Here is a 20,589-nt window from a genome sequence, read left to right on the forward strand (position 1 = left end):
AGGACAGCGCGGGCGCGGGTGCGGCGGTCAGATGCGGTCCTCGAGCCGGCGGCGGATGTCGGCGGCGATCTCCGCGACCGGGAGGGCGGCGTCGACCACGAGGAACCGCTGCGGCTCGGCCTCGGCGAGCCCGAGGTACGCGGCGCGGACGCGCGCGTGGAACTCGGAGCGCTCGGCCTCCAGCCGGTCGTAGCGCGTGCGGGACGTGTCCAGCCGGGCGCGGGCCGCGGTCTCGTCGAGGTCGAGGAGGATCGTCAGGTCCGGGAGCAGCCCCTCGGCCGCCCAGAGCGAGAGGTCGCGCACCTGGTCGGCGTCGAGGACGCGCCCGGCGCCCTGGTAGGCGACCGACGAGTCGATGTACCGGTCCTGCACCACGACTTCGCCGCGCTCCAGGGCCGGACGGACGACCGTGGCGATGTGGTGGGCGCGGTCGGCGGCGTAGAGCAGGGCCTCCGCCCGCGGCGCGATGTCGCCGCGGTGGTGGAGGACGATCTCCCGGATCTCCACCCCCGCGGGCGTGCCGCCGGGCTCCCTGGTGCGCAGGACGGTCCGGCCGCGCTCGCGCAGCCACTCCTCCAGAAGGGCGGCCTGCGTCGACTTCCCGACGCCGTCGCCGCCCTCCAGAGTGATGAACAGGCCGGTGGGCGACTCGCTCACTCGGCGGACTTCTTCGCCGCCGCGCGGGTCGAGGTGCCGGTCTTGGGGGCGGCCTTCGCCTTCGCAGTGGTGGCTTTGGCCGCGGTCGTCTTGGCCGCGGTCTTCGCCGCGGTCGTCTTGGCCGCGGTCTTCGTCGCGGTCGCCTTGGCCGCGGTGGTCCGCGAGGTCGCACGCTTCGCGGCCGGCTTCTTGGCCGGCCCCTTCGCGCGCTTGTCGGCCAGGAGCTGCACGGCGCGGGCGAAGTCGACCTCATCCACGGTCTCACCCCTCGGGATGGTCGCGTTCGTCTCGCCGTCGGTCACGTACGCGCCGAACCGGCCGTCCTTGATCTTGATCGGCTTGCCGCTGACGGGGTCGGCCTCGAACTCCTTGAGCGCGCTGGAGGCCCGGCGGTTGCCGTACTTCGGCTGCGCGAACAGCTCGACGGCGCCGGCGAGGTCGATCCCGAAGATGTCGTCCTCGCTCGGCAGCGATCGCGTGTCCGTGCCCTTCTTCAGGTACGGGCCGTAGCGGCCGTTCGCCGCCTGGATCTCCGCCCCCGTCTCCGGGTCGGTCCCGACGGTGCGCGGCAGGTCGAGCAGCCGCAGTGCGGTGTCGAGGTCGATCGTGGAGAGATCCATCGACTTGAACAGCGAGGCCGTGCGCGGCTTGGCCGCGGTCTTCTTCGCGGTCTTCTTGGGCTCGACGACCTCGCCAGTCTGCGGGTCCACCTCGGGCTCCGCCTCCGGGTCGGCCTCGGTCACGTACGGTCCGAAGCGGCCGTCCTTGGCCAGGACGAGCTTGCCGCTCTCCGGGTTCGTGCCGAGCTCGCGGTCGGTCTGGACGGGCGCCTCGATGAGCTCCTTCGCCTTGGCGGGCGTGAGCTCGTCCGGGGCGAGCTCCGGCGGGAGGTTGACGCGGCGCGGTGTCGCGTCCTCGGCGGCCCCTGGCTCCTGCACCTCCAGGTACGGGCCGTACTTGCCGATGCGCAGCGTCACGCCGTCGTCGATCGCGATCGAGTTGATGCTGCGCGCGTCGATCTCGCCGAGGTTGTCGATCACCCGGCGCAGGCCCTTGTGCTTGTCGCTGCCGAAGTAGAAGCTGTTCAGCCAGTCGACGCGCTCGGCCTCGCCGTCGGCGATCCGGTCGAGGTCGTCCTCCATCTCGGCCGTGAAGTCGTACTGCACGAGGTCGCCGAAGTAGTCCTCCAGCAGACGCACGACAGAGAACGCGACCCAGCTCGGCACGAGTGCCTGTCCGCGCTGCGTGACGTAGCCGCGGTCGATGATCGTGGAGATGATGCTCGCGAACGTCGACGGACGCCCGATGCCGAGCTCCTCCAGCGTCTTCACGAGGCTCGCCTCGGTGTAGCGCGGCGGCGGGGTCGTCTCGTGGCCGTCCGCCGCGACGTCCTTGACGCCGAGAGCCTGTCCCTGCGTGAGCGGCGGCAGCTTCGCCTCGCCGCCCGCGTCGGCGTTGCGCTCCTCGTCCCTGCCCTCTTCGTACGCATTGAGGAACCCGCGGAAGGTGATGACCGTCCCGCTCGCGGTGAACTCGGCGACCGTGCCGTCGAGCGGGCCGTCGCCGATCCGCGCCTCGACCGTGACCGAGGCGGTCTGGCCCTTGGCGTCGGCCATCTGAGACGCGACGGTCCGCTTCCAGATCAGGTCGTAGAGCCGCAGCTCGGGACCGCGAAGGGACTTCTCGAGCTCGGCCGGCGTGCGGAAGACCTCGCCCGAGGGACGGATCGCCTCGTGCGCCTCCTGCGCGTTCTTGCTCTTGGAGGCGTAGGTGCGCGGCTTGTCGGGGACCGTCTCCGGACCGTACAGCTTCGCCGCCTGCGCGCGCGCCGCGTTCGTCGCCTGCTGCGACAGCGACGCGGAGTCGGTGCGCATATAGGTGATGTAGCCGTTCTCGTAGAGCGTCTGTGCGACGCTCATCGTCTGGCGGGCCGAGAAGCGCAGCTTGCGGGCGGCCTCCTGCTGCATCGTGGAGGTCGTGAACGGCGCCGCCGGGCGACGCGAGTAGGGCTTGGAGTCGACCTTCGCGACGGTGACGGCCGTGCTCTGCTGCCGCACGGCGTCGGCGAGCGCCTGCGCGGACGTCTCGTCGAGGATCGTGGCGCCGGAGGTGAGCCGGCCGTGGTCGTCGAAGTCGCGGCCTGTCGCGACGCGCTCGCCGTTCAGCCGGGCGAGCCGTGCGTCGAACGCGGCGGCGTCCTCCGGGAGGAGCTGCGCGGTGAGGCCCCAGTAGGAGGCCGCGACGAACGCGAGCCGCTCGCGCTCGCGGTCCACCACGAGGCGGGTGGCCGCGGACTGGACGCGACCGGCCGAGAGTCCGGGCCCGACCTTGCGCCACAGCACCGGCGACACCTCGTAGCCGTAGAGCCGGTCGAGGATGCGGCGCGTCTCCTGCGCGTCGACGAGGGCCGTGTCGATCTCGCGCGTGTTGTCCCGCGCCTTCTCGATGGCCTCCCGGGTGATCTCGTGGAAGACCATGCGCTTGACGGGCACCTTGGGCTTGAGGACCTCGACCAGGTGCCAGGCGATGGCTTCCCCTTCGCGGTCCTCATCAGTGGCGAGCAGGAGTTCGTCGGCGTCCTTGAGGGCGCGCTTGAGGTCGGCGACGGTCTTCTTCTTCTGGTCGGAGACCACGTAGTAGGGAGCGAACTCGTTCTCGACGTCGACGGAGAACTTGCCGAGCGACCCCTTCTTCAACTCCGGGGGAGGTTCTTGGGCTCGATCAGGTCGCGGATGTGTCCGACGGATGCCATCACCTCGTAGCCCTCGCCGAGGTACTGGGCGATGGACTTCACCTTGTTCGGCGACTCGACGATGACGAGCTTCTTCGTGCCAGGCACTTGACTCCTCTTATATAGCAACTGTGTTCGCAGGGACCTCATTGGTCCGACGCGCGCTCCCCGAGCGCCGCACAGAAGGCGGCGAGCGTGGGCCGCACGGCCCAACAGGCAAACCATACACACCTAGGCCGGTTGTGTGCCTAATCGCCGGACGCCTCGTTCGCCGCGGGCGGACGGCTCGTGCGGCCGGCCCTGTTGCTCGCTGCGCCCCGGGTGGACAATGTCGGTATGGCAACGACCTCAATGACGACGTACACCGCCAAGCTCATCGACGGCCCCCTCGAAGGCAAGACGATCTCGACCTCCTTCCTCGACTCGGGCGAACCACGACCCCGCCTCGAACTCCGCGCTGCGGCGGGCGGGAAGCACTACCTGTACGTCCGCGGCTCCGCCTCGGAGACGGAGTACGCGTCCGACGATCCGAGCGGCTCGCTTCCGAGCGCGGTGGCGTACCGGTACGTGGAGACGGTGTTCGACTGAAGCCGGGCGCGCGCCGCCGACGGCCGGGCCGTGCGGGGCCGCGGTCGGCCGGCTGCGCCGCTCTCGTTCCGCCACGACCCGAAGCGCATCACGGCGATCCCGGCGGACCCGCGCGGGCGGCCGCAGAGGCCGCTCGGCCGAGGTAGGGGACGGACACTTCGACGCTGACGACGACCCCCGCGACGGCGCATCCCTCCATGACCGCGCCGTTCGCCCGTGCCACCGCATCGGCCCGGGCGCACGGCTCACCGCTCATCCTGCCCACCGCAACGTCCGCCGCGGCGAGCGCCGTGGCGTCGGCGGCGACCCGTGCCTTCTGACGCGCGCCCCAGGCCCCCGTCACGCCGATCGCCGCGGTCGTGAGCGTGACGGTCACCGCGACGACGGCGAGCGCGAGGACCGTCCCTGCCCCGCGCTCCCGCCGCCGCGGAAACGCGGGCTCACCGGCGCCGGAGTCGCCCCTGCCGCTGGAGGAACCCTTAACGCCGGAGAAACCCCCGCCGCCGGAGAAGCACTGAGCCATGAGTCATCCCTCCTCTGTGTCGTCGAGCACGCACGAGCGAGCCGACACGGTGAGCCCGACGGCGCCGAGTGCCCCGGCACGGCTGGGCGCGGTGACTGTCACGCACAGCAGCCCGTCGTCGGACCCGACACGACGTGAAGCGCCCTCCGGCGGTGGGGGCGCTGCGTCCCCCGACCGATGAGCCGCGCGGCGGCCCCCGCATGATCGAGCAGCCGCGCCTGCTGAGCGCCCGCCTGGACCGCGCCGACACAGAGCGCCAGACACACGAGCACCGCGGGAAGGGCCGCCGCGAACTCGGCCGTCACGCTCCCCCGGTCGGTCCGCAGAGCGCACAAGCCGGCGCACGACCGGTCCAGACCTTCGCCCGGCTGTCCTGCTGCCGTGCTGTCAGCCGCGGCACGCAAGCGACCTCCGAACGTTCGGCGCCCTCCCCCATCGTCAGCCATCGACCGTGAGTGCCCGTCTGACGAGGTCGGTGAGGATGGACTTCACCTCGTCGCCGCGCAACAGCATCAGCAGCACGCCGGCGAATGCCACCGCGGCCATCGTCGTGACGGCGTACTCCGCCGTGCTCGCTCCCCGTTCCTCCCAGCGCAGCCGGTGAATGATCTCCCGCATGTGTGGTCCCTTCTCTTTGTTGGTGTTCTGTCGTTGCGCCGCCGTACGGCGGCACACATCGATCGTCTCGTCCGGCGTCGCGGCGATGGGCGGCGCTCCCGGATCTGTGGGCAACTCATGTGAGGCCGGCGAAGGTGGAGGACATCATCGCGAGGATGACGGGCACCACGCCCAGGAGCACGAACGCGGGCAGCACGCACACGCCGAGCGGGAGCAGCAGCCGCACGGCGAGCAGCTCCGCGCGTCGGCGGCCCTCGGCGCGGGCGGTCCGCCGCTCCTGCCGGGCCTCGGTGGACAGGAGTTCGATCGCCGGCGCTCCCGCTCGCTCCGCGATGCGGAGCACTCTGTCGACGGACGTGTCGGCATCCACGACCGCGGCGAGGCCGACGCGGCGCGCGACCTGTGCGATCGTCTCCCGAGCGGCCGCCACCGACATGCCTCCGGCGAGAGCGATCGCCGTCAGGTCATGCTGGATCCCCGCGATCGGCCCCGTCCGCGACGCCGACCGGACGAGCCGGCGCGTCCAGGCCCGGCCCGCGATGAGCAGACCGCACCCCGATCCGGCCGCCATCCAGCCGAGCGGACCGGTGACGAGTGTCCCGATCACATCCACTCCGATGGCGTAGGCCATGACCACTCCGACCGCGGGGAGCCAGGTCATCAGCCGTGCCGTCGCGCGCGGCCCGGCGAGCGCGGTGGCGACGTCGCGCTCCGCTCCGGCACGATCGCGCAGAGCCTCGGCCGCACCGCGCAACGCCGGTGCGAGCGAGGCGCCCGCGTGTTCCGCGACGCCCCATGCCGCGGCGACGGCGGCCACGCCGGCATCGCCGCCGCCGGGCGCCCCGTGACGCGCGGTCGCGGTGGGCGTCGCCTCTCCGCCGGCCGCCGCCGGATACCGGCCACGCCGCTCAGGCATACCAGACGCCCTCGCTTCGTCCCCGGCGCTCACCCGATCTCGCCGGCCCGCCACGGCCAGCGCCTCGGAGGGCGACGTCCCCGCCGCGACGAGCGTCGCCGCCCGCGTCACCGCGGGATGCGTCGCCTCCGCGGCCACGTACTCCCACGCGGAGCGGGGCGAGATGCCCGCATCGAGGAGCACGGCGAGCGCCTCCACGGAACTGGACAGGAGGTCGTCGGCGGGGCGGCCGCGCTCGCGGGCAGTGTGGCGTCGCTCACTCATGCTGCACCACCGCGAGTCGTCCGTCCGCGGTGGTCGTGAAGCGTCCGAAGCCGGCTACTTGGCGGCGGTCCCCCGAACGCTCGACGTGGACGATGAGCCCGATCGCGCTGATCGTCTGCCGAGCGGTGGCGATGTCGCCCAGGCCGGCGAGGGCGCCCAGCGCCTCCATCCGGGCGGGGACGTCGCCCAGCGAGTTGGCGTGCAGGGTGCCGGCGCCGCCGTCGTGTCCGGTGTTCAGGGCGGAGAGCAGGTCGGCGACCTCCTCGCCCCGGCACTCGCCGAGGACGAGCCGGTCCGGCCGCATCCGGAGCGCCTCCCGTACCAGGCGGCGCAGTCCGACCCCGCCGGCGCCCTCGAGGTTCGGCTGGCGGGTCTGCAGGCCGACGACGTGCGGGTGCGGGATGCGGAGCTCCGCGACATCCTCGATGAGCACGATGCGCTCGGTGGGCGGCGCGTGCGCCAGGACGGCCGCCAGCAGGGTCGTCTTGCCCGCGCCGGCGGCTCCGGTCACCAGGATGTTCGTCCGGGCGGACACCGCGGCGCGGAGGAGGGCCGCGCCATCGGCGGTCAGCGAACCGACCCGGAGCAGGTCGTCCAGAGTGAGTGCGGCGGCCGCGGGCACGCGGATCGACAGCAGAGTGCCTCCCGTCGAGATGGGCGGGAGCACCGCGTGGACGCGGACCCCGCCGGGGAGCCTCACGTCGACGAACGGGGTGGCCTCGTCGATATGCCGGCCGCCGGTGGCGATCAGCCGCGTGGCCAGCCGGCGTGCGGCGAGCGCGTCGGGCGTCCAGCCCTCCACCCGGTGGAGGCCGCGCGGGCCGCCGTCGGACCAGAGGACGCCGTCGCCGGTGAGGAAGAGATCTGTGACGCCGTCGCGCATGAGGTACGGCGCCAGCGGGCCGAAGGTGTTCCACATGTCGGGGGCGGGCATCGCGCGCGAGGGAGGCGACGGTGCGCTGAGCGGCGGTGCATTGAGCGGCGGAGCGCTGAGCGGCGGTGCGCTGAGCGGTGGCGGCGCCTCCAGGGCACCGCGATACCCGCGCCTGGCTGGACCGAAGCGCCCGCCCCCATCACTCACCCCGGATCGGGCGATCGACGGCGTGATCCACTGGCTTGAATTACTCATGCCCGCGACGCTACGGAGCCCGAAGGACGCCCGGGTCCGGAGCCGGCGATCCGTGGAGAACCCGCTTCATCCACAGCCGGCCGTGGACAACCTCACGACAAGAACGAAGCGTGAGCCGCCGGGTTAAAAAAGGGGGCCGCACCTATTGGGGGGAACAGGTGCGGCCACTGCGGCGCATGATTGGGGGGAATCGATTGCGCCGCACGCCAGAATTTGTCATTCGGCCGCTGCCTAGTTTACGCAGAATCCATGCAAACGCAAGTCTGCTCGGAGGCCGTCACCTGCTGGCTGTAGAGTCATGGATTGTCGCGCCACGACTCGAACACCAGCATCGCAAAGGAGCGAAAAGACTCCCCATGAGCAACACAATCGACAACCTGCTGCACGAAGCCCGGCGGTTCGCGCCCAGCGAGGAGTTCGCCGCGAACGCGGTCGCGACGGCCGAGCTCTACGAACGCGCGGCGGCCGACCGGCTCGGATTCTGGGCCGACCAGTCGCGCGACCTCCTCCACTGGCACACCCCGTTCACGCGCACGCTGGACTGGACGAACCCGCCGTTCGCGAAGTGGTTCGACGACGGCGAGCTCAACGTGGCCTTCAATTGCCTCGACCGCCACGTCCTGGCCGGCAACGGCGACCGGGTCGCCATCCACTGGGAGGGCGAGCCCGGCGACAGCCGCACGATCACGTACGCCGAGCTGACCGCGGAGGTCAAGAAGGCGGCGAACCTGCTCACGAGCCTGGGCGTCCAGGCCGGCGATCGGGTCGCGATCTACCTGCCGATGATCCCGGAGGCCGTCATCGCGATGCTGGCCGTCGCCCGCATCGGCGCCGTCCACTCCGTCGTCTTCGGCGGCTTCAGCGCCGAGAGCCTTCGCTCGCGCATCGACGACGCGGAGGCCAAGCTCGTCATCACGGCCGACGGCGGCTGGCGCAAGGGCCGGGTCTTCCCGCTCAAGGACGCCGTCGACGCCGCGCTCGCGAACGGCGAGTCGACGGTCGAGCACGTGCTCGTGGTCAAGCGCGGCGAGAACGAGGTCGAATGGACCGAGGGCCGCGACCTGTGGTGGCAGGACGAGATCGCGCTCGTCGACGCGGACCACGTCGCCAAGGCCTTCCCCGCCGAGAACCCGTTGTTCATCCTCTACACCTCCGGCACGACCGGGAAGCCGAAGGGCATCCTGCACACCTCCGGCGGCTACCTGACCCAGGCGGCGTTCACGCACAAGAACGTCTTCGACCTCCACCCGGAGTCCGACGTCTACTGGTGCAGCGCCGATGTCGGCTGGATCACCGGCCACACCTATGTCGTCTACGGCCCGCTCGCCAACGGCGCCACTCAGGTGCTCTACGAGGGCACCCCCGAGACCCCGCACCCTGGTCGCTGGTGGGAGATCATCGAGAAGTACAAGGTCTCGATCTTCTACACGGCGCCGACCGCCATCCGCTCCTTCATGAAGATCGGGCGCCAGCACCCGCAGAAGTTCGACCTGTCCAGCCTGCGTGTGCTCGGCTCGGTGGGCGAGCCGATCAACCCCGAGGCGTGGATGTGGTACCGCGACGTCATCGGCGGAGGCGGAACCCCCGTGGTCGACACCTGGTGGCAGACCGAGACCGGGGCGATCATGGTCTCCGCGCTCCCGGGCGTGACCACGCTCAAGCCGGGCAGTGCACAGGTTCCGCTGCCGGGCATCTCGATCGACATCCTGGACGAAGCGGGCGTCCCGGTCGGCAAGGACCAGGGCGGTCTCCTGGTCGTCACCGAGCCGTGGCCGAGCATGTTGCGCGGCATCTGGGGCGACCCCGACCGCTTCGTGGAGACGTACTGGTCGAAGTTCGGCGACAAGTACTTCGCCGGCGACGGCGCCCGCTACGACATGGACGGCGAGATCTGGCTGATGGGCCGCGTGGACGACGTGATGAACGTCTCGGGCCACCGTCTCTCGACCGCCGAGATCGAGTCCGCGCTGGTCGCGCACCCCTCACGGCCGAGGCTGCGGTGGTCGGAGCGGCGGACGAGACGACCGGGCAGGCCGTGGTCGCGTTCGTCATCATCAAGCAGAACCAGCTCGAGACGGCCGAGTCGATCGACGTGGCGGCGGCGCTGCGCAAGCATGTCTCCGAGCAGATCGGCGCGATCGCCCGTCCGCGCGACATCTTCATCGTGACCGAGCTGCCCAAGACGCGCTCGGGCAAGATCATGCGCCGTCTTCTGAAGGACGTGGCGGAGGGCCGGGAGGTCGGCGACACGACAACGCTCGCCGACACCGCCGTGATGAGCTCCATTCAGGCGAAGCTCACGTAGGCGCCTCGGTCGAAAAAGGCGCAAACGACGAAGAACCGCCGCGGATCACTGCGATCCGCGGCGGTTCGCGTTCATCCGGCTTCTACTCGAACCGGCTTCTACTCGAACCGGCTTCTACTCGAACGCGACGACGATCTCGACCTCGACAGGCGCGTCGAGCGGCAGGACCGCGACGCCGACCGCGGAACGGGCGTGCACGCCGGCGTCGCCGAAGATCTCGCCGAGGACCTCGGACGCGCCGTTGATCACGCCGGGCTGGCCGGTGAACGACGGATCGGACGCGACGAAGCCCACGACCTTCACGACGCGGGTCACGCGGTCGAGCGAGCCGATGACGCTCTTGACCGCGGCGAGCGCATTGAGCGCGCAGAGGCGGGCGTACTCCTTGGCGTCGTCGGCCGGGACGAGGCCGTGGCCGTCGCCGACCTTGCCGGTCGCCGGCAGGGCGCCGGAGACCATCGGGAGCTGGCCGGAGGTGTAGACGTGACCGGCGTCGACGACGGCCGGCGTGTAGGCGGCGACCGGCGGCACGACGTCCGGGAGGTCGATCCCGAGCTCGGCCAGGCGGGCTTCGACGGCGCCCATCAGGCGGCGTCCTCGGTCGGCACCGGGCGCTTGAGGTAGGCGACCAGACCGCCTTCGGGGCCGGTCACCACCTGCACCAGCTCCCACCCCTCGGAACCCCAGTTGTTGAGGATCGCGGCCGTGTTATGGATCATGAGAGGAGTCGTAAGGTATTCCCAGCGCAGCATGGTGCTCTTTTCATTCGGGGGGTTTATCAGGTTCATCGCCTAGATTGATCATATGTCTGCGCAAAAACCACAGGCTAGAGGTGTGCTCGGAGCAGTCGGCGCGTTCGTCGGCATGAGTGCCGTGGCCGGTCTTCTGGTCACCGCTGCCGTCACCCCCGCCATCGCCGTGACGGGCATGGCCGCCAACAACGGCATCGGCGTTTTCGAGGGCCTCCCCGAGTACCTTCAGATCGGTCAGCTCGCCCAGCCGACCACGATCTACGCGAAGAACGGCGACCAGAACGTCCCGCTCGCGACCTTCTACTCCCAGAACCGCCTCCCGGTCGGCTTCGACCAGATGTCGCAGGCCGTCAAGGACGCGGCCATCGCGGGCGAGGACCCGCGGTTCTACAGCCACGGCGGCGTCGACATCCAAGGTACCATGCGCGGTGTGCTGTCGACGGTCTCCGGAGGCGGCGTGCAGGGCGGCTCCTCGATCACCCAGCAGTACGTCAAGAACGTGCTGCTGCAGAAGTGCGAGGCCATGCCGATCAAGACCGCCGCAGAGAAGAAGACGTACCAGAACTGCGTCGACGACTCGACGGGCGTCACTCCGGACCGCAAGGTCAAGGAGATGAAGTACGCCATCGGCCTCGAGAAGAAGTACACCAAGGACCAGATCCTCGAGGGCTACCTCAACATCGCCGGCTTCGGCGGCTCGGTCTACGGCATCGAGGCCGCGGCCCGCTACTACTACAACACCACGGCCGCAGCGCTGACCCCGGCGCAGGCCGCGAGCCTGGTCGCTATCGTCAACGAGCCGACCGGCCTCAAGATCGACAGCCCCGACTCGGCGACGAACGGCGCGGCCAACGGCTACGCCAAGAACAAGGACCGCCGCGACTACATCCTCGGCAAGATGTACGAGTACAAGAAGCTGACCAAGGCGCAGTACGACGAGGCGATCAAGACCCCGATCCAGCCGGTGGTCACCCCGTCGGCGCGCGGCTGTCAGACGGCGGGCGGGGCGGCGTACTTCTGCGACTACGTGCAGAAGATCATCCTCAACGACCCGTCCTTCGGCAAGGACGTGGACACCCGCACTGCGACCTTCAACCGCGGCGGCTACAAGATCTACACCTCGCTCGACCTCGACCTGCAGAAGGTGGCGGAGGACACGCTCGCGTCGTATGTGCCGCAGGTCTACAAGGTCGACATCGGCGGCGTGCTGGTCGGCGTGCAGCCCGGCACCGGCCGCGTGCTCTACATGGCGCAGAACAAGCAGTACAGCCAGGACCCGGACGTCCTCAACTCCGGCGCGCAGTACACCAGCATCAATTACGCCACCGACTACGCCTACGGCGGCTCGGGCGGGTTCCAGGTCGGCTCCACGTACAAGGTGTTCACCCTCGCCGAGTGGCTCAAGCAGGGGCACTCGCTCAACGAGACCGTGAACGCGAACCTCCGCACCTACACGAGGTTCAAGAACACCTGCGACGGCGACTGGACGGGCACCTACCGCCCGACCAACGACTCCCCCGGCGAAGAGGGCATCCGCTCCGCCCAGAACGCCACGACCAACTCCATCAACACGGCCTTCATCGCAATGGCCTACCAACTCGACCTCTGCCAGATCCGCAACGAGGCGGAGGCCTTCGGCGTCCACACCGCGACGGGCACACCGCTCGGCACCACACCCGCGTCGGTGCTCGGCACCAACAACATCGCCCCGCTGACGATGGCGACGGCCTTCGCCGGCATCGCGAACAACGGTATGACCTGCTCGCCGATCGCCATCGACAAGATCGTCAGCGGCGACGGCACGGAGGTGCCGCCGCCCGCGAGCAAGTGCACGCAGTCGATCGACCCCGCGATCGCCAACGCGATGGCCAAGGGCCTCCAGGGGCCGCTTCAGGGCGGTGGAACGGCCAGCGGGATGAACACGACCGGCAAGGACATGCTCGGCAAGACGGGCACCACCGAGAACAACGAACAGCTCTGGCTGGTCGCCTCGACCACCAAGGTCGCCGGTGCGTACTGGGTCGGCAATGTGACCGGACATCAGGACATGCGAGCCACCTACCCGACGCATGGCAAGTCTCCCGCGTCGCTCCGTTCGTCGGTAATGCGGACCATGATGTCCGCGGCGGTGGGCAAATACGGCGGCGACCCGTTCCCGACACCTCCCAGCAAGCTCGTGCAGGGCGTCCAGGTCGCTGTCCCCGACCTCACCGGCAAGACCCCAGACGAGGCGAAAGCCATCCTGACCAGCCTCGGCCTCGACAGCGCCGACGGCGGCCCGCAGGACTCGGCCGCCCCGGCCGGCACGGTCGCGTCGACCAACGCGCCCGCCGGTTCGTCCGTCGGCAAGGGCACGGTCATCACGATCTACACCAGCAACGGGTCGCTGGTCGCGATCCCGAACGTCGTCGGGCAGAAGCTCTCGGCGGCGCAGGCGGCCTTGGCGGCGGCCGGTTTCGTCGCGAAGGTCGGCGCTGGCGCTTCCCCCGACGACATCGTCCAGGCCATGGACCCCGGGGCGGGAACGGCCGCGAAGGCCGGCACCCCGGTGACCCTCACTCTGCAGAAGAGCACCCCCCTCCCGGACCGGGAGCGGGCGGCTAGTGGCCGGCACTTCGCGTTTCAAGCCGGTGGGCACCGCACTCGCGGTGCTTGCCGGTGCGGGTGCGGCCGCGTTCGCGTACGGCTCGCTCGTGGAGCGGCGCGCGTTCACACTGCGCGAGGTGAGCGTCCCTGTGCTGCCGGCCGGCGCCGAACCGATCCGGGTGCTGCACCTGTCCGACCTGCACATGGCGCCGTGGCAGGCGGACAAGCAGGAGTGGGTCCGCCAGCTCGCGCGCTTCCAGCCGGACCTCATCGTGGACACGGGCGACAACCTCAGCCACGAGAACGGCCTGGAGGGCATCCGCGCCGCTCTCGACGCGTTCCGTGGCATCCCCGGCGTGTTCGTGCACGGCTCGAACGACTACTACGGCCCGCAGCTCAAGAACCCGTTCAAGTACTTCTTCGGCCCGTCGAAGCGGCACTCGTCGACCGCTCCCAGGCTCGACGACAAGGCGCTCACCGCGTACTTCGAGAGCCTCGGCTGGCTGAACCTCAACAACGCCGCCGGCGCCCTCGAGATCCGCGGAACGCACCTCGAGTTCTTCGGCGTGAACGACCCGCACATCCAGGCGGACCGCGTGGAGGCCATCCCCGGCGCCCTGGACGAGCTGCGGGAGGACGACCCGTACTCCGACGACGCGACATGGCCGACGGACAAGCCGCGCACGGAGCGACCCACGGTCACACTCGGCATCGTGCACGCCCCGTACCGGCGGGTGCTCGACGCGTTCGTCACCTACGGCGCCTCGATGATCTTCGCGGGCCACACGCACGGCGGCCAGGTGTGCGTCCCGGGCTTCGGCGCGCTCGTCACGAACTGCGACATCCCGCGATCGCAGGTCAAAGGCCTCAGCATCTGGCGGCACGCGTTCCGCGCGGCCTACCTCAACGTGTCGGCGGGGCTCGGGACGTCGATCTACGCGCCGGTACGGTTCGCCTGCCGGCCGGAGGCGACGCTGGTCACGCTGACGGCGTCGGAGTGAGCCGCGTGGTCATTCGCACCCCTCGCGCTCGTGTATCCTAGATGAGGCCTTCGGGCCACCGGGGTGTGGCGCAGCTTGGTAGCGCGCTTCGTTCGGGACGAAGAGGCCGCAGGTTCAAATCCTGTCACCCCGACCCACATTCAAGAGCCGGTTCGATGATTCGAACCGGCTCTTGTCGTCTGTCTCGGAAAGCGCCGTGGTTCCCCAGAACGCATCGTGCTCTTCAGAACGCATCCGGCCGCGCGAAGTCCACGGTCGCGTACAGCGACTCCGAGTCGATGTGGGAGCGGATCAGCGGCAGCGTGCGCGACACCGTCGTGTTGATGCGCTCGCGGAGGTCGACGGAGGAGATCGCGTAGTCGGTGAAGTCGGACTCGCTCGCGTAGATGCCCAGCGGGAGCGTCAGCGACTGGAAGAAACCGAACAGCGGGCGCATCTGGTGCTCCACCAGGAGGGCATGGCGGTCGCTGCCGCCGGTCGCGGTGAGGACGATCGGCTTGTCGATGAGTGCGTACTGGCCGATGTGGTCGAAGAACAGCTTGAAGAGGCCGGTGTAGGTGGCACGGTAGGCGGGCGAGCCGACCACGATGACGTCGGCCTTCTCGACCGTCTCCAGCGCCTCCTGCACCCGCGGGCTCAGGCCGCTGCGGAACGGGGCGGCGCCGAGCGCGCCGAGCAGGGGCGCCAACTCGATGGTCGTGGAGGTCCCGCCCGTCGCCGCGGCGAACGACCGTGCCACCTCGTCCACGAGGACCGTCGTGCGGGAGGGCGCCGTCGGGCTGCCGCTCACGCCGACGACGTGTGGTGCGTGTGCCATGCGGGGTACCGCCTTCGCTGGGTGGGGGTCGGGAGTGCGGCCAACGCTACCCCCGGCCCTCCCGGAGTGCCCCACCGGCCGTCACGGTCCGTCATGGAGGCCGTCAGGCAGCCGGGTACAGCCCCGCCACGATCTCCAGCGACCGGATGCGGCCCTCCACGGTCGCGGCGCCGGAGGAGATCATCAGCTCGTCCACACCGGTCGAGGCGATCAGCGCATCCAGGCGCGCCTTCACGTGGTCCGGAGTCCCGATCGCCTGACGGGCGTTGCGGGCGGCGATGAACTCCTCCTCCGCGGGACTGAACTCGTAGGCGAGCGCCTCCTCGATGCTCACCGGCTGCGGCTTGAGGCCGCGGCGCATCCGCAGGAACGAGAGCTGCCCGGGCAGCGACAGCGCGCGCACCTGCTCCGGGTCGTCGTCCGACACCACGTTCACGGCGATCATCGCGTGCGGCTCGGCGAGCTGCTCCCCCGGCTCGAAACGCGACCGGTAGAGGTCCAGGGCGGCCTCCGTGTTCTCCCCCGCGAAGTGGTGGGCGAACGCGAACGGGAGGCCGAGCGCCGCGGCGACCTGGGCACTGTAGCCGCTGGAGCCGAGCAGCCAGATCTGCGGGGCGTCGCCCAGGCCCGGCACGGCCGTGATGCCGTGCAGCGGGTTCGCGTCGCTCAGGCCGCCGTAGAAGAAGCCGAACAGGTCCAGGAGCTGCTGCGGGAAGTCGTCCACGCCGAGGCCTTCCGCGCTGCGGCGCAGGGCCAACGCGGTGGCGCCGTCGGTGCCGGGCGCGCGGCCGATGCCGAGGTCGATGCGGTCGCCGTACAGGGCGCGGAGGGTGCCGAACTGCTCGGCGACGACGAGCGGGGCGTGATTGGGGAGCATCACGCCGCCCGAGCCGACCCGGATGCGCTCGGTCGCCGCAGCGATGCCGGCGATGAGGACGGGCGGGGCGCTGGAGGCGATCGCCGGCATCCCGTGGTGCTCGGCCACCCAGAAACGCCGGTAGCCGAGACGCTCCGCCTGCTGTGCGAGGCGGACCGTCCCGGCTACCGCGTCGGCGTTGCTGCCGCCGGCTGGCCGGCTGGCGAGGTCGAGGACGTTGAGGGGGATGCTGGTGGAGGTCACAGGGAGGGCAACCGCTGCCGCCCTCCCGCCATTCCGGCGGACCCGTCCGGGACGGGTCCGGTCAGGTCAGGACGACCGCACCTTCCGCATCCAGGCTGCCACCGCGACGCTCACCAGGCCGATGATCAGGAGGCCGCCGCCGGCCCAGATCGACCACTCGGCGATCACGGAGCCGGTGTCGGCGAGGCCGGAGCTGCCCGGGTCGTTGATGGTCGACGAGGTCGCGTCGGCCGGCGTCACCGTGAGCGACGCGGAGCAGACGTGGCCGCTCGTGGCGCCGGTGCCGGTGATCGTGTAGACGCCCGTCGCGTCGGACGGGAGGGTCACCTTGAGCACGTCGCTGCCGTCCGAGTTGGAGTGCTTGCTGAACGTCACCGAACTCGCCATGACGATGCCGGAGCCGTTCGAGCCGCTGCCGACCCAGGTGATGGTCTCCCCGCCCGCCCAGGTGCCCGGGATGCACGTCAGAGTGGCGGTGTGTCCGGCCTGCGTCACGCTCACGTCGAACGTGCACGGCGCACCGCTCGGGTACGGCACGGCGTTCGCGGCCGCGGGCGCCGAAAGCAGCAGCGCCGCGGTGACGGCTGCCGCCGCCAGGATCTTCTTCAACATTCGGGTACGCCTTCCCTCGCCCGGCCAGTCGTCGGGTTTAATGAATAATTCTCATTTTACTGCCGAGGCGCACGGGACGGCAATCCTCGAGACCGCGGGGCGTGCCCCCACATCGGGGGTGGACCCGTCCCCTTTGAGGGTCGGGGTGACGTCGACCGTCAGGCCGGGAGCCCACTGCACGGTGCCGAGGAACTCCACGTCCACCGTCTTCGACTCGCCCGGCACGAGCTGCACCTCCACGACCGCGACCGGGCGCCCGCCGTCTGTGCCCGCGATGGACGGGATGTCCGCACCCTTGCTCTTGACCGACGCGAGAAGCCCCTGATCGGGTCCGTAGAACGCGATCCGCGTCTTGATATCGCCGGGCGGGACCCCGTAGCTGCCGGCACCGGTGACGTACGCCGGAAGCGCGGTCGCGGCGTTCGCGGGCGCGCTGTTGGTCAGAGTGACCTCCAGCATCGAGGTCACCTTCCCGTCGGCACGGCACACCGCGGCTCCCGCGGCCACCGAGGTCCGGAGGTAGTAGTCCATCTTCGAGCCGGTCGCGTCGTTGAAGTAGACGCCGAGGGCGGCCGTCTCCGGTGTGGACACCGGCAGGGCGCCGGCGAGCGTCGTGGTCTGCAGGATCGACTGCTCCGACGGGTGCGAGCTCCAGATCTGGATGCGGTTCGAGGTCCCGGAGGCGGCGAGCGCCTTCACCAGCGCCGTACCGTCGACCCCGCCCATCACGCGGTCGAACACGGCTGAGGCCGCCTTGGTGAAGAAGGCGTCCTGCTTCTGCGGGGCGTCGGGATAGCGCGCGTAGATTCCGCTGAGGAGGAGCGGCACGGCGTTCGCGGAGGTCAGCACGTCCCCGGTCGGCAGCGCGACCGGCCCCGTCGCCTTCAGCATCGCGCTCAGGACGACCGGGTCGACGGTGATGACGCCGTCGACGGCCCCGCCGTGCGTGCGCACCCACATCGCCGCGGCCGTCCGCGCCGCGAGAGGGAAGTCGGGGGTGTAGTTGACGTCCTGGAGGTACCGGCCGACCAAGGGGCCGTAGAGGCCGGAGGTCGCGGCCGGCACGTCGGAGACGGGCGTCGGCCACGGACCGATGGAGGTCCCCGCCACTTCGGTGGACAGGGTCGCCGCCCCCTTGTCGGCGTTCACGAGCGCGATCGAGCCGATGAGACCGCCTGTGGCACGGAGCTCGGCGGGGTTCTGCGCGACGATCAGGTACGAACGGGGTCCGTCCGCGCCGAGCATCCCGGGCAGGAGCCGCACGGTGTTGCCGACGGCCTGCAGGTCGGGGGCGACCTCCGACATCAGGGAGCGCATCTTGGCGACGGCGGAGCCGATCGGACTGATCACACTGCTCCGGTCGATGGAGCCGATGTCGGTCCGGGCCGAGTCGAAGGCTGTCTCCGCCCTGGCCATGACGGGCTGGGCGGCCACGATGGGCGCGAGGTCCAGCCTGCCGCCCGCCAGCCGCAGGGTGCGCGGGTCCACCGCGCCCGCGATCGAGACGAGCGGCTTGATGACGTCGGAGGCCACGGTGTCGGTGGCCCGGGAGACCGTGCTCACCGCGGACAGGTTCGCGCCCGCCCACGGGATGCCCTGCGCGAGCTGCCATACGGGGTCGCTGGTGAGCGACATCGCGGCGTGCGCGTGCTTCTGCAGATCGGCGGCGGCCGACGCGGCCTGGGCGGGGTCGCCCGCCGCAACGGCGGCGCGGACGGCTTTCACGTCCGGCACGGCGGCGTTGAGCTCCTGCTGGGCGAGGAACCCCCGCACGCCGATCCACGCGACCGCGAGGAACGCCAGGACGGCGACGATGATCAGGACGAGGATGACGACGTCACGGCGGCGCAGGCGCGGCCCGGAGGGCGGAGCCGCGGGTCGCGGCGGCGCGTCGTGGTGCGAGAGACCAGTCGCCATGACACAAAGGTAACAAATCCTCAGTTTTTTGAGGAGCCCTCGCGGGCATCTCCCCGGCGAACGGAGTCAGCGCCCGAGTCCGCGGAACTGCCACCCCGCGGCGCGCCACCGCTCCGCGTCGAGCGCGTTGCGGCCGTCGATGACCCGGCGATGGGAGACCAGCGCGCCCAGCTCCTCCGGGTCGAGCCCGGTGAACTCCGGCCACTCGGTGATCAGCACGACGATGTCCGCGTCAGCGGCGGCCTCGGCGGCCGTCTCGACGTACGCGAGCTGCGGAGCGCGGCGGCGCGCGTTCGCGTTGGCCTCCGGATCGGTCGCGGTGACGATCGCCCCGCCGTCGGCGAGCCGCACGGCGATGTCCAGTGCCGGGGAGTCGCGGATGTCATCCGAGTGCGGCTTGAAAGCCAGCCCCAGCACGGCGACCCGCGCGCCGTCGAGGCCGCCGGTCTCCTCGCGCACCAGCTCGACCACGCGCTCGCGGCGGCGCAGGTTGATCTTGTCCACCTCGTCCAGGAACCGCACCGCGTCGCCACGGCCGAGCTCCCGGGCGCGGGCGCTGAACGCGCGGATGTCCTTCGGCAGGCAGCCGCCGCCGAAGCCGACGCCGGCGTTGAGGAAGCGCCGGCCGATCCGCGCGTCGTGACCGATCGCGTCCGCGAGCTGCGTCACATCGGCGCCGCTGGCCTCGGCGATCTCCGCCATCGCGTTGATGAACGAGATCTTCGTGGCCAGGAACGCGTTCGCCGCGACCTTCACCAACTCCGCGGTCGCGTAGTCGGTCACGATGACCGGTGTTCCGTTCGCCACCGCGCCGGCGTACACCTCGTCGAGGATGCGCGCGGCGCGCGCGCCCTGCTCGCCCTCGGGCACGCCGTAGACGAGCCGGTCCGGGCTCACGGTGTCCTTGACGGCGAAGCCCTCACGGAGGAACTCCGGGTTCCAGGCGAGCGTCGCGCCGGGTACGCGTTCGGCGACGAGCTCCGCGAGCCGGGAGGCGGTGCCGACCGGGACGGTGCTCTTGCCGACGATCACATCGCCGGGCTTGACGTGGGCCAGCAGCGAGTCGAAAGCGGCGTCCACGAACCGGAGGTCGGCGGCGTCGCCCTCCGCGGACTGCGGAGTGCCGACGGCGACGAAGTGCACGTCGGCATCGGCGATCGCGGCGAAGTCGGTGGTGAAGCGCAGCCGCCCGCTGGCGGTGGCAGTGGCGAGAACGTCCGGGAGGCCGGGCTCGAAGAACGGCGCGCGCGCCTCCGAGAGGGCGGCGATCCTCGCTTCATCCACGTCGACGCCGACGACGGTGTGGCCGAGGTCGGCCATGGCTGCGGCGTGGACGGCACCGAGGTAGCCGACGCCGATGACGGAGATGCGCATCAGGTGAAGTCCGGGTCCGGTTCGCTGTCGTAGACGGTGGGGGAGGTCGCGGGCCAGTGCCGGCGGCCGTTGTTCAGCACGCCCCGGCTCTCGTCCAGATAGCAGTTGCCGCAGAGCGCCTCGTAGCTGACCGAGGCGCCGTCGATGGCGACCTGGTCACCGTCGAAGACGAAGACACCGTCGACCTTGCGCGCGTTGAAGATCGCCTTGCGGCCGCAGCGGCAGATGGTCTTCAGCTCCTCGAGGCTGTGCGCCACCTCCAGGAGGCGCCGGCTGCCGGGGAAAGCGACCGTCTGGAAGTCGGTGCGGATGCCGTAGGCGAGCACCGGCACGTCGTCGAGCAGCGCGATCCGGAGCAGGTCGTCGATCTGCGCCTCGGTGAGGAACTGCGCCTCGTCCACGAGCAGCGCGCTCACGTCGCGGCCGTGGCGCTTGAGCGTGCGCTCGCGGTGCTGCTGGAAGCGCCCGTACGCGTCGGTCTCCGGCGCGATCAGGAAATCGACCTGGCGGGTCACCCCGAGCCGCGACAGGATTCCCATGTCGCCCTTGGTGTCGATCGCCGGCTTGGCGAGCAGCACGCGATGACCGCGCTCCTCGTAGTTGTACGCAGCCTGCAGCATGGCGGTGCTCTTGCCGCTGTTCATAGCGCCGTAGCGGAAATACAGTTTTGCCACGGAGC

15 protein-coding genes, 1 tRNA gene and 3 pseudogenes are annotated in these 20,589 nt (G+C 70.6%); 5 read left to right on the forward strand and 14 right to left on the reverse strand.

Annotated elements, in window-relative coordinates:
* Positions 1-27: 27 nt before the first annotated feature.
* Positions 28-657 carry a dTMP kinase gene (gene tmk, locus ACR5MH_RS09665; RefSeq protein ID WP_431347024.1) on the reverse strand — a complete coding sequence of 210 codons (630 nt, stop codon included), beginning with the start codon at positions 655-657 and terminating at the stop codon, positions 28-30.
* Positions 654-3,538: pseudogene (gene topA, locus ACR5MH_RS09670) on the reverse strand (type I DNA topoisomerase). The gene tmk and the pseudogene topA overlap by 4 nt, the downstream one beginning before the upstream one ends.
* 186 nt (positions 3,539-3,724) lie before the next feature.
* Between topA and ACR5MH_RS09675 the strand changes: the two are divergent.
* Positions 3,725-3,976 (forward strand): hypothetical protein, encoded by a 252-nt coding sequence (locus ACR5MH_RS09675; protein WP_431347025.1) that lies wholly within the window; start codon positions 3,725-3,727, stop codon positions 3,974-3,976.
* A gap of 88 nt (positions 3,977-4,064) precedes the next feature.
* On the opposite strand, the gene ACR5MH_RS09680 is transcribed toward ACR5MH_RS09675, so the two are convergent.
* The 4 genes from ACR5MH_RS09680 to ACR5MH_RS09695 all read right to left on the reverse strand — a co-directional run bounded on the left by ACR5MH_RS09680 (position 4,065) and on the right by ACR5MH_RS09695 (position 7,231).
* A complete protein-coding gene (locus tag ACR5MH_RS09680) occupies positions 4,065-4,499 on the reverse strand; it encodes an Rv3654c family TadE-like protein (protein ID WP_431347026.1) in 435 nt (144 codons plus the stop codon).
* A gap of 438 nt (positions 4,500-4,937) precedes the next feature.
* Positions 4,938-5,117, reverse strand: coding sequence for a DUF4244 domain-containing protein (locus tag ACR5MH_RS09685; protein ID WP_369960890.1), 180 nt, complete (start codon positions 5,115-5,117; stop codon positions 4,938-4,940).
* Between the two features lie 115 nt (positions 5,118-5,232).
* Positions 5,233-6,297, reverse strand: coding sequence for a type II secretion system F family protein (locus ACR5MH_RS09690; protein ID WP_431347027.1), 1,065 nt, complete (start codon positions 6,295-6,297; stop codon positions 5,233-5,235).
* Complete coding sequence (locus ACR5MH_RS09695; RefSeq protein WP_431347028.1) at positions 6,290-7,231, reverse strand: TadA family conjugal transfer-associated ATPase; 942 nt, start codon at positions 7,229-7,231, stop codon at positions 6,290-6,292. Before ACR5MH_RS09695 ends, ACR5MH_RS09690 begins: the two co-directional genes overlap by 8 nt.
* Before the next feature lie 551 nt (positions 7,232-7,782).
* Here ACR5MH_RS09695 and acs point away from each other — a divergent pair.
* Positions 7,783-9,731: pseudogene (gene acs / locus ACR5MH_RS09700) on the forward strand (acetate--CoA ligase).
* Positions 9,732-9,845: 114 nt separating this feature from the next.
* On the opposite strand, the gene ACR5MH_RS09705 reads toward acs, so the two are convergent.
* Positions 9,846-10,316, reverse strand: a complete 471-nt coding sequence (locus tag ACR5MH_RS09705) for a RidA family protein (protein WP_431347030.1) — start codon at positions 10,314-10,316, stop codon at positions 9,846-9,848.
* The gene (locus tag ACR5MH_RS09710) at positions 10,316-10,450 is read right to left on the reverse strand and encodes a hypothetical protein (protein WP_431349497.1); all 135 of its coding nucleotides are present in this window, start codon (positions 10,448-10,450) and stop codon (positions 10,316-10,318) included. The genes ACR5MH_RS09705 and ACR5MH_RS09710 overlap by 1 nt, the downstream gene beginning before the upstream one ends.
* 208 nt (positions 10,451-10,658) lie before the next feature.
* On the opposite strand from ACR5MH_RS09710, the pseudogene ACR5MH_RS09715 reads away from it, so the two are divergent.
* From ACR5MH_RS09715 to ACR5MH_RS09725, 3 genes and pseudogenes are all read left to right on the forward strand, one after another.
* Positions 10,659-13,037 (forward strand): annotated as a pseudogene (locus ACR5MH_RS09715) (transglycosylase domain-containing protein); the annotation flags it as partial.
* Positions 13,038-13,272: 235 nt separating this feature from the next.
* Positions 13,273-14,070 carry a metallophosphoesterase gene (locus ACR5MH_RS09720; RefSeq protein WP_433862635.1) on the forward strand — a complete coding sequence of 266 codons (798 nt, stop codon included), beginning with the start codon at positions 13,273-13,275 and terminating at the stop codon, positions 14,068-14,070.
* A gap of 59 nt (positions 14,071-14,129) precedes the next feature.
* Positions 14,130-14,203, forward strand: a tRNA-Pro gene (locus tag ACR5MH_RS09725).
* Between the two features lie 90 nt (positions 14,204-14,293).
* Here the strand turns inward: ACR5MH_RS09725 and msuE are convergent.
* The 6 genes from msuE to ACR5MH_RS09755 form a co-directional block, all read right to left on the reverse strand.
* Positions 14,294-14,887: an FMN reductase gene (gene msuE / locus ACR5MH_RS09730; RefSeq protein ID WP_431347033.1), complete on the reverse strand. Its 594-nt coding sequence runs from the start codon at positions 14,885-14,887 to the stop codon at positions 14,294-14,296.
* A 103-nt stretch (positions 14,888-14,990) separates the two neighbouring features.
* Positions 14,991-16,007, reverse strand: coding sequence for an LLM class flavin-dependent oxidoreductase (locus ACR5MH_RS09735; protein WP_431347034.1), 1,017 nt, complete (start codon positions 16,005-16,007; stop codon positions 14,991-14,993).
* A gap of 66 nt (positions 16,008-16,073) precedes the next feature.
* The gene (locus ACR5MH_RS09740; protein ID WP_431347035.1) at positions 16,074-16,619 is read right to left on the reverse strand and encodes a hypothetical protein; all 546 of its coding nucleotides are present in this window, start codon (positions 16,617-16,619) and stop codon (positions 16,074-16,076) included.
* Positions 16,620-16,670: 51 nt separating this feature from the next.
* Positions 16,671-18,536: a DUF4012 domain-containing protein gene (locus ACR5MH_RS09745; protein ID WP_431347036.1), complete on the reverse strand. Its 1,866-nt coding sequence runs from the start codon at positions 18,534-18,536 to the stop codon at positions 16,671-16,673.
* Between the two features lie 66 nt (positions 18,537-18,602).
* The gene (locus ACR5MH_RS09750) at positions 18,603-19,910 is read right to left on the reverse strand and encodes a UDP-glucose dehydrogenase family protein (protein ID WP_431347037.1); all 1,308 of its coding nucleotides are present in this window, start codon (positions 19,908-19,910) and stop codon (positions 18,603-18,605) included.
* Positions 19,910-20,584, reverse strand: coding sequence for a thymidine kinase (locus ACR5MH_RS09755; protein ID WP_431347038.1), 675 nt, complete (start codon positions 20,582-20,584; stop codon positions 19,910-19,912). The genes ACR5MH_RS09750 and ACR5MH_RS09755 overlap by 1 nt, the downstream gene beginning before the upstream one ends.
* Positions 20,585-20,589 lie beyond the last annotated feature (5 nt).

It is taken from the genome of Streptomyces sp. L7 (assembly GCF_050990935.1).
Classification (GTDB): Bacteria; Actinomycetota; Actinomycetes; order Actinomycetales; family Microbacteriaceae; genus Leifsonia.

Bases quoted from the DNA above. Each gene is read 5' to 3' on its own strand.
- ACR5MH_RS09675 (WP_431347025.1), top strand. From the start codon at position 3,725: ATGGCAACGACCTCAATGACGACGTACACCGCCAAGCTCATCGACGGC.
- ACR5MH_RS09680 (WP_431347026.1), bottom strand. From the start codon at position 4,499: ATGGCTCAGTGCTTCTCCGGCGGCGGGGGTTTCTCCGGCGTTAAGGGT.
- ACR5MH_RS09685 (WP_369960890.1), bottom strand. From the start codon at position 5,117: ATGCGGGAGATCATTCACCGGCTGCGCTGGGAGGAACGGGGAGCGAGC.
- ACR5MH_RS09690 (WP_431347027.1), bottom strand. From the start codon at position 6,297: ATGAGTGAGCGACGCCACACTGCCCGCGAGCGCGGCCGCCCCGCCGAC.
- ACR5MH_RS09695 (WP_431347028.1), bottom strand. From the start codon at position 7,231: ATGCCCGCCCCCGACATGTGGAACACCTTCGGCCCGCTGGCGCCGTAC.
- ACR5MH_RS09705 (WP_431347030.1), bottom strand. From the start codon at position 10,316: ATGGGCGCCGTCGAAGCCCGCCTGGCCGAGCTCGGGATCGACCTCCCG.
- ACR5MH_RS09710 (WP_431349497.1), bottom strand. From the start codon at position 10,450: ATGATCCATAACACGGCCGCGATCCTCAACAACTGGGGTTCCGAGGGG.
- ACR5MH_RS09720 (WP_433862635.1), top strand. From the start codon at position 13,273: ATGGCGCCGTGGCAGGCGGACAAGCAGGAGTGGGTCCGCCAGCTCGCG.
- msuE (WP_431347033.1), bottom strand. From the start codon at position 14,887: ATGGCACACGCACCACACGTCGTCGGCGTGAGCGGCAGCCCGACGGCG.
- ACR5MH_RS09740 (WP_431347035.1), bottom strand. From the start codon at position 16,619: ATGTTGAAGAAGATCCTGGCGGCGGCAGCCGTCACCGCGGCGCTGCTG.
- ACR5MH_RS09745 (WP_431347036.1), bottom strand. From the start codon at position 18,536: ATGGCGACTGGTCTCTCGCACCACGACGCGCCGCCGCGACCCGCGGCT.
- ACR5MH_RS09750 (WP_431347037.1), bottom strand. From the start codon at position 19,910: ATGCGCATCTCCGTCATCGGCGTCGGCTACCTCGGTGCCGTCCACGCC.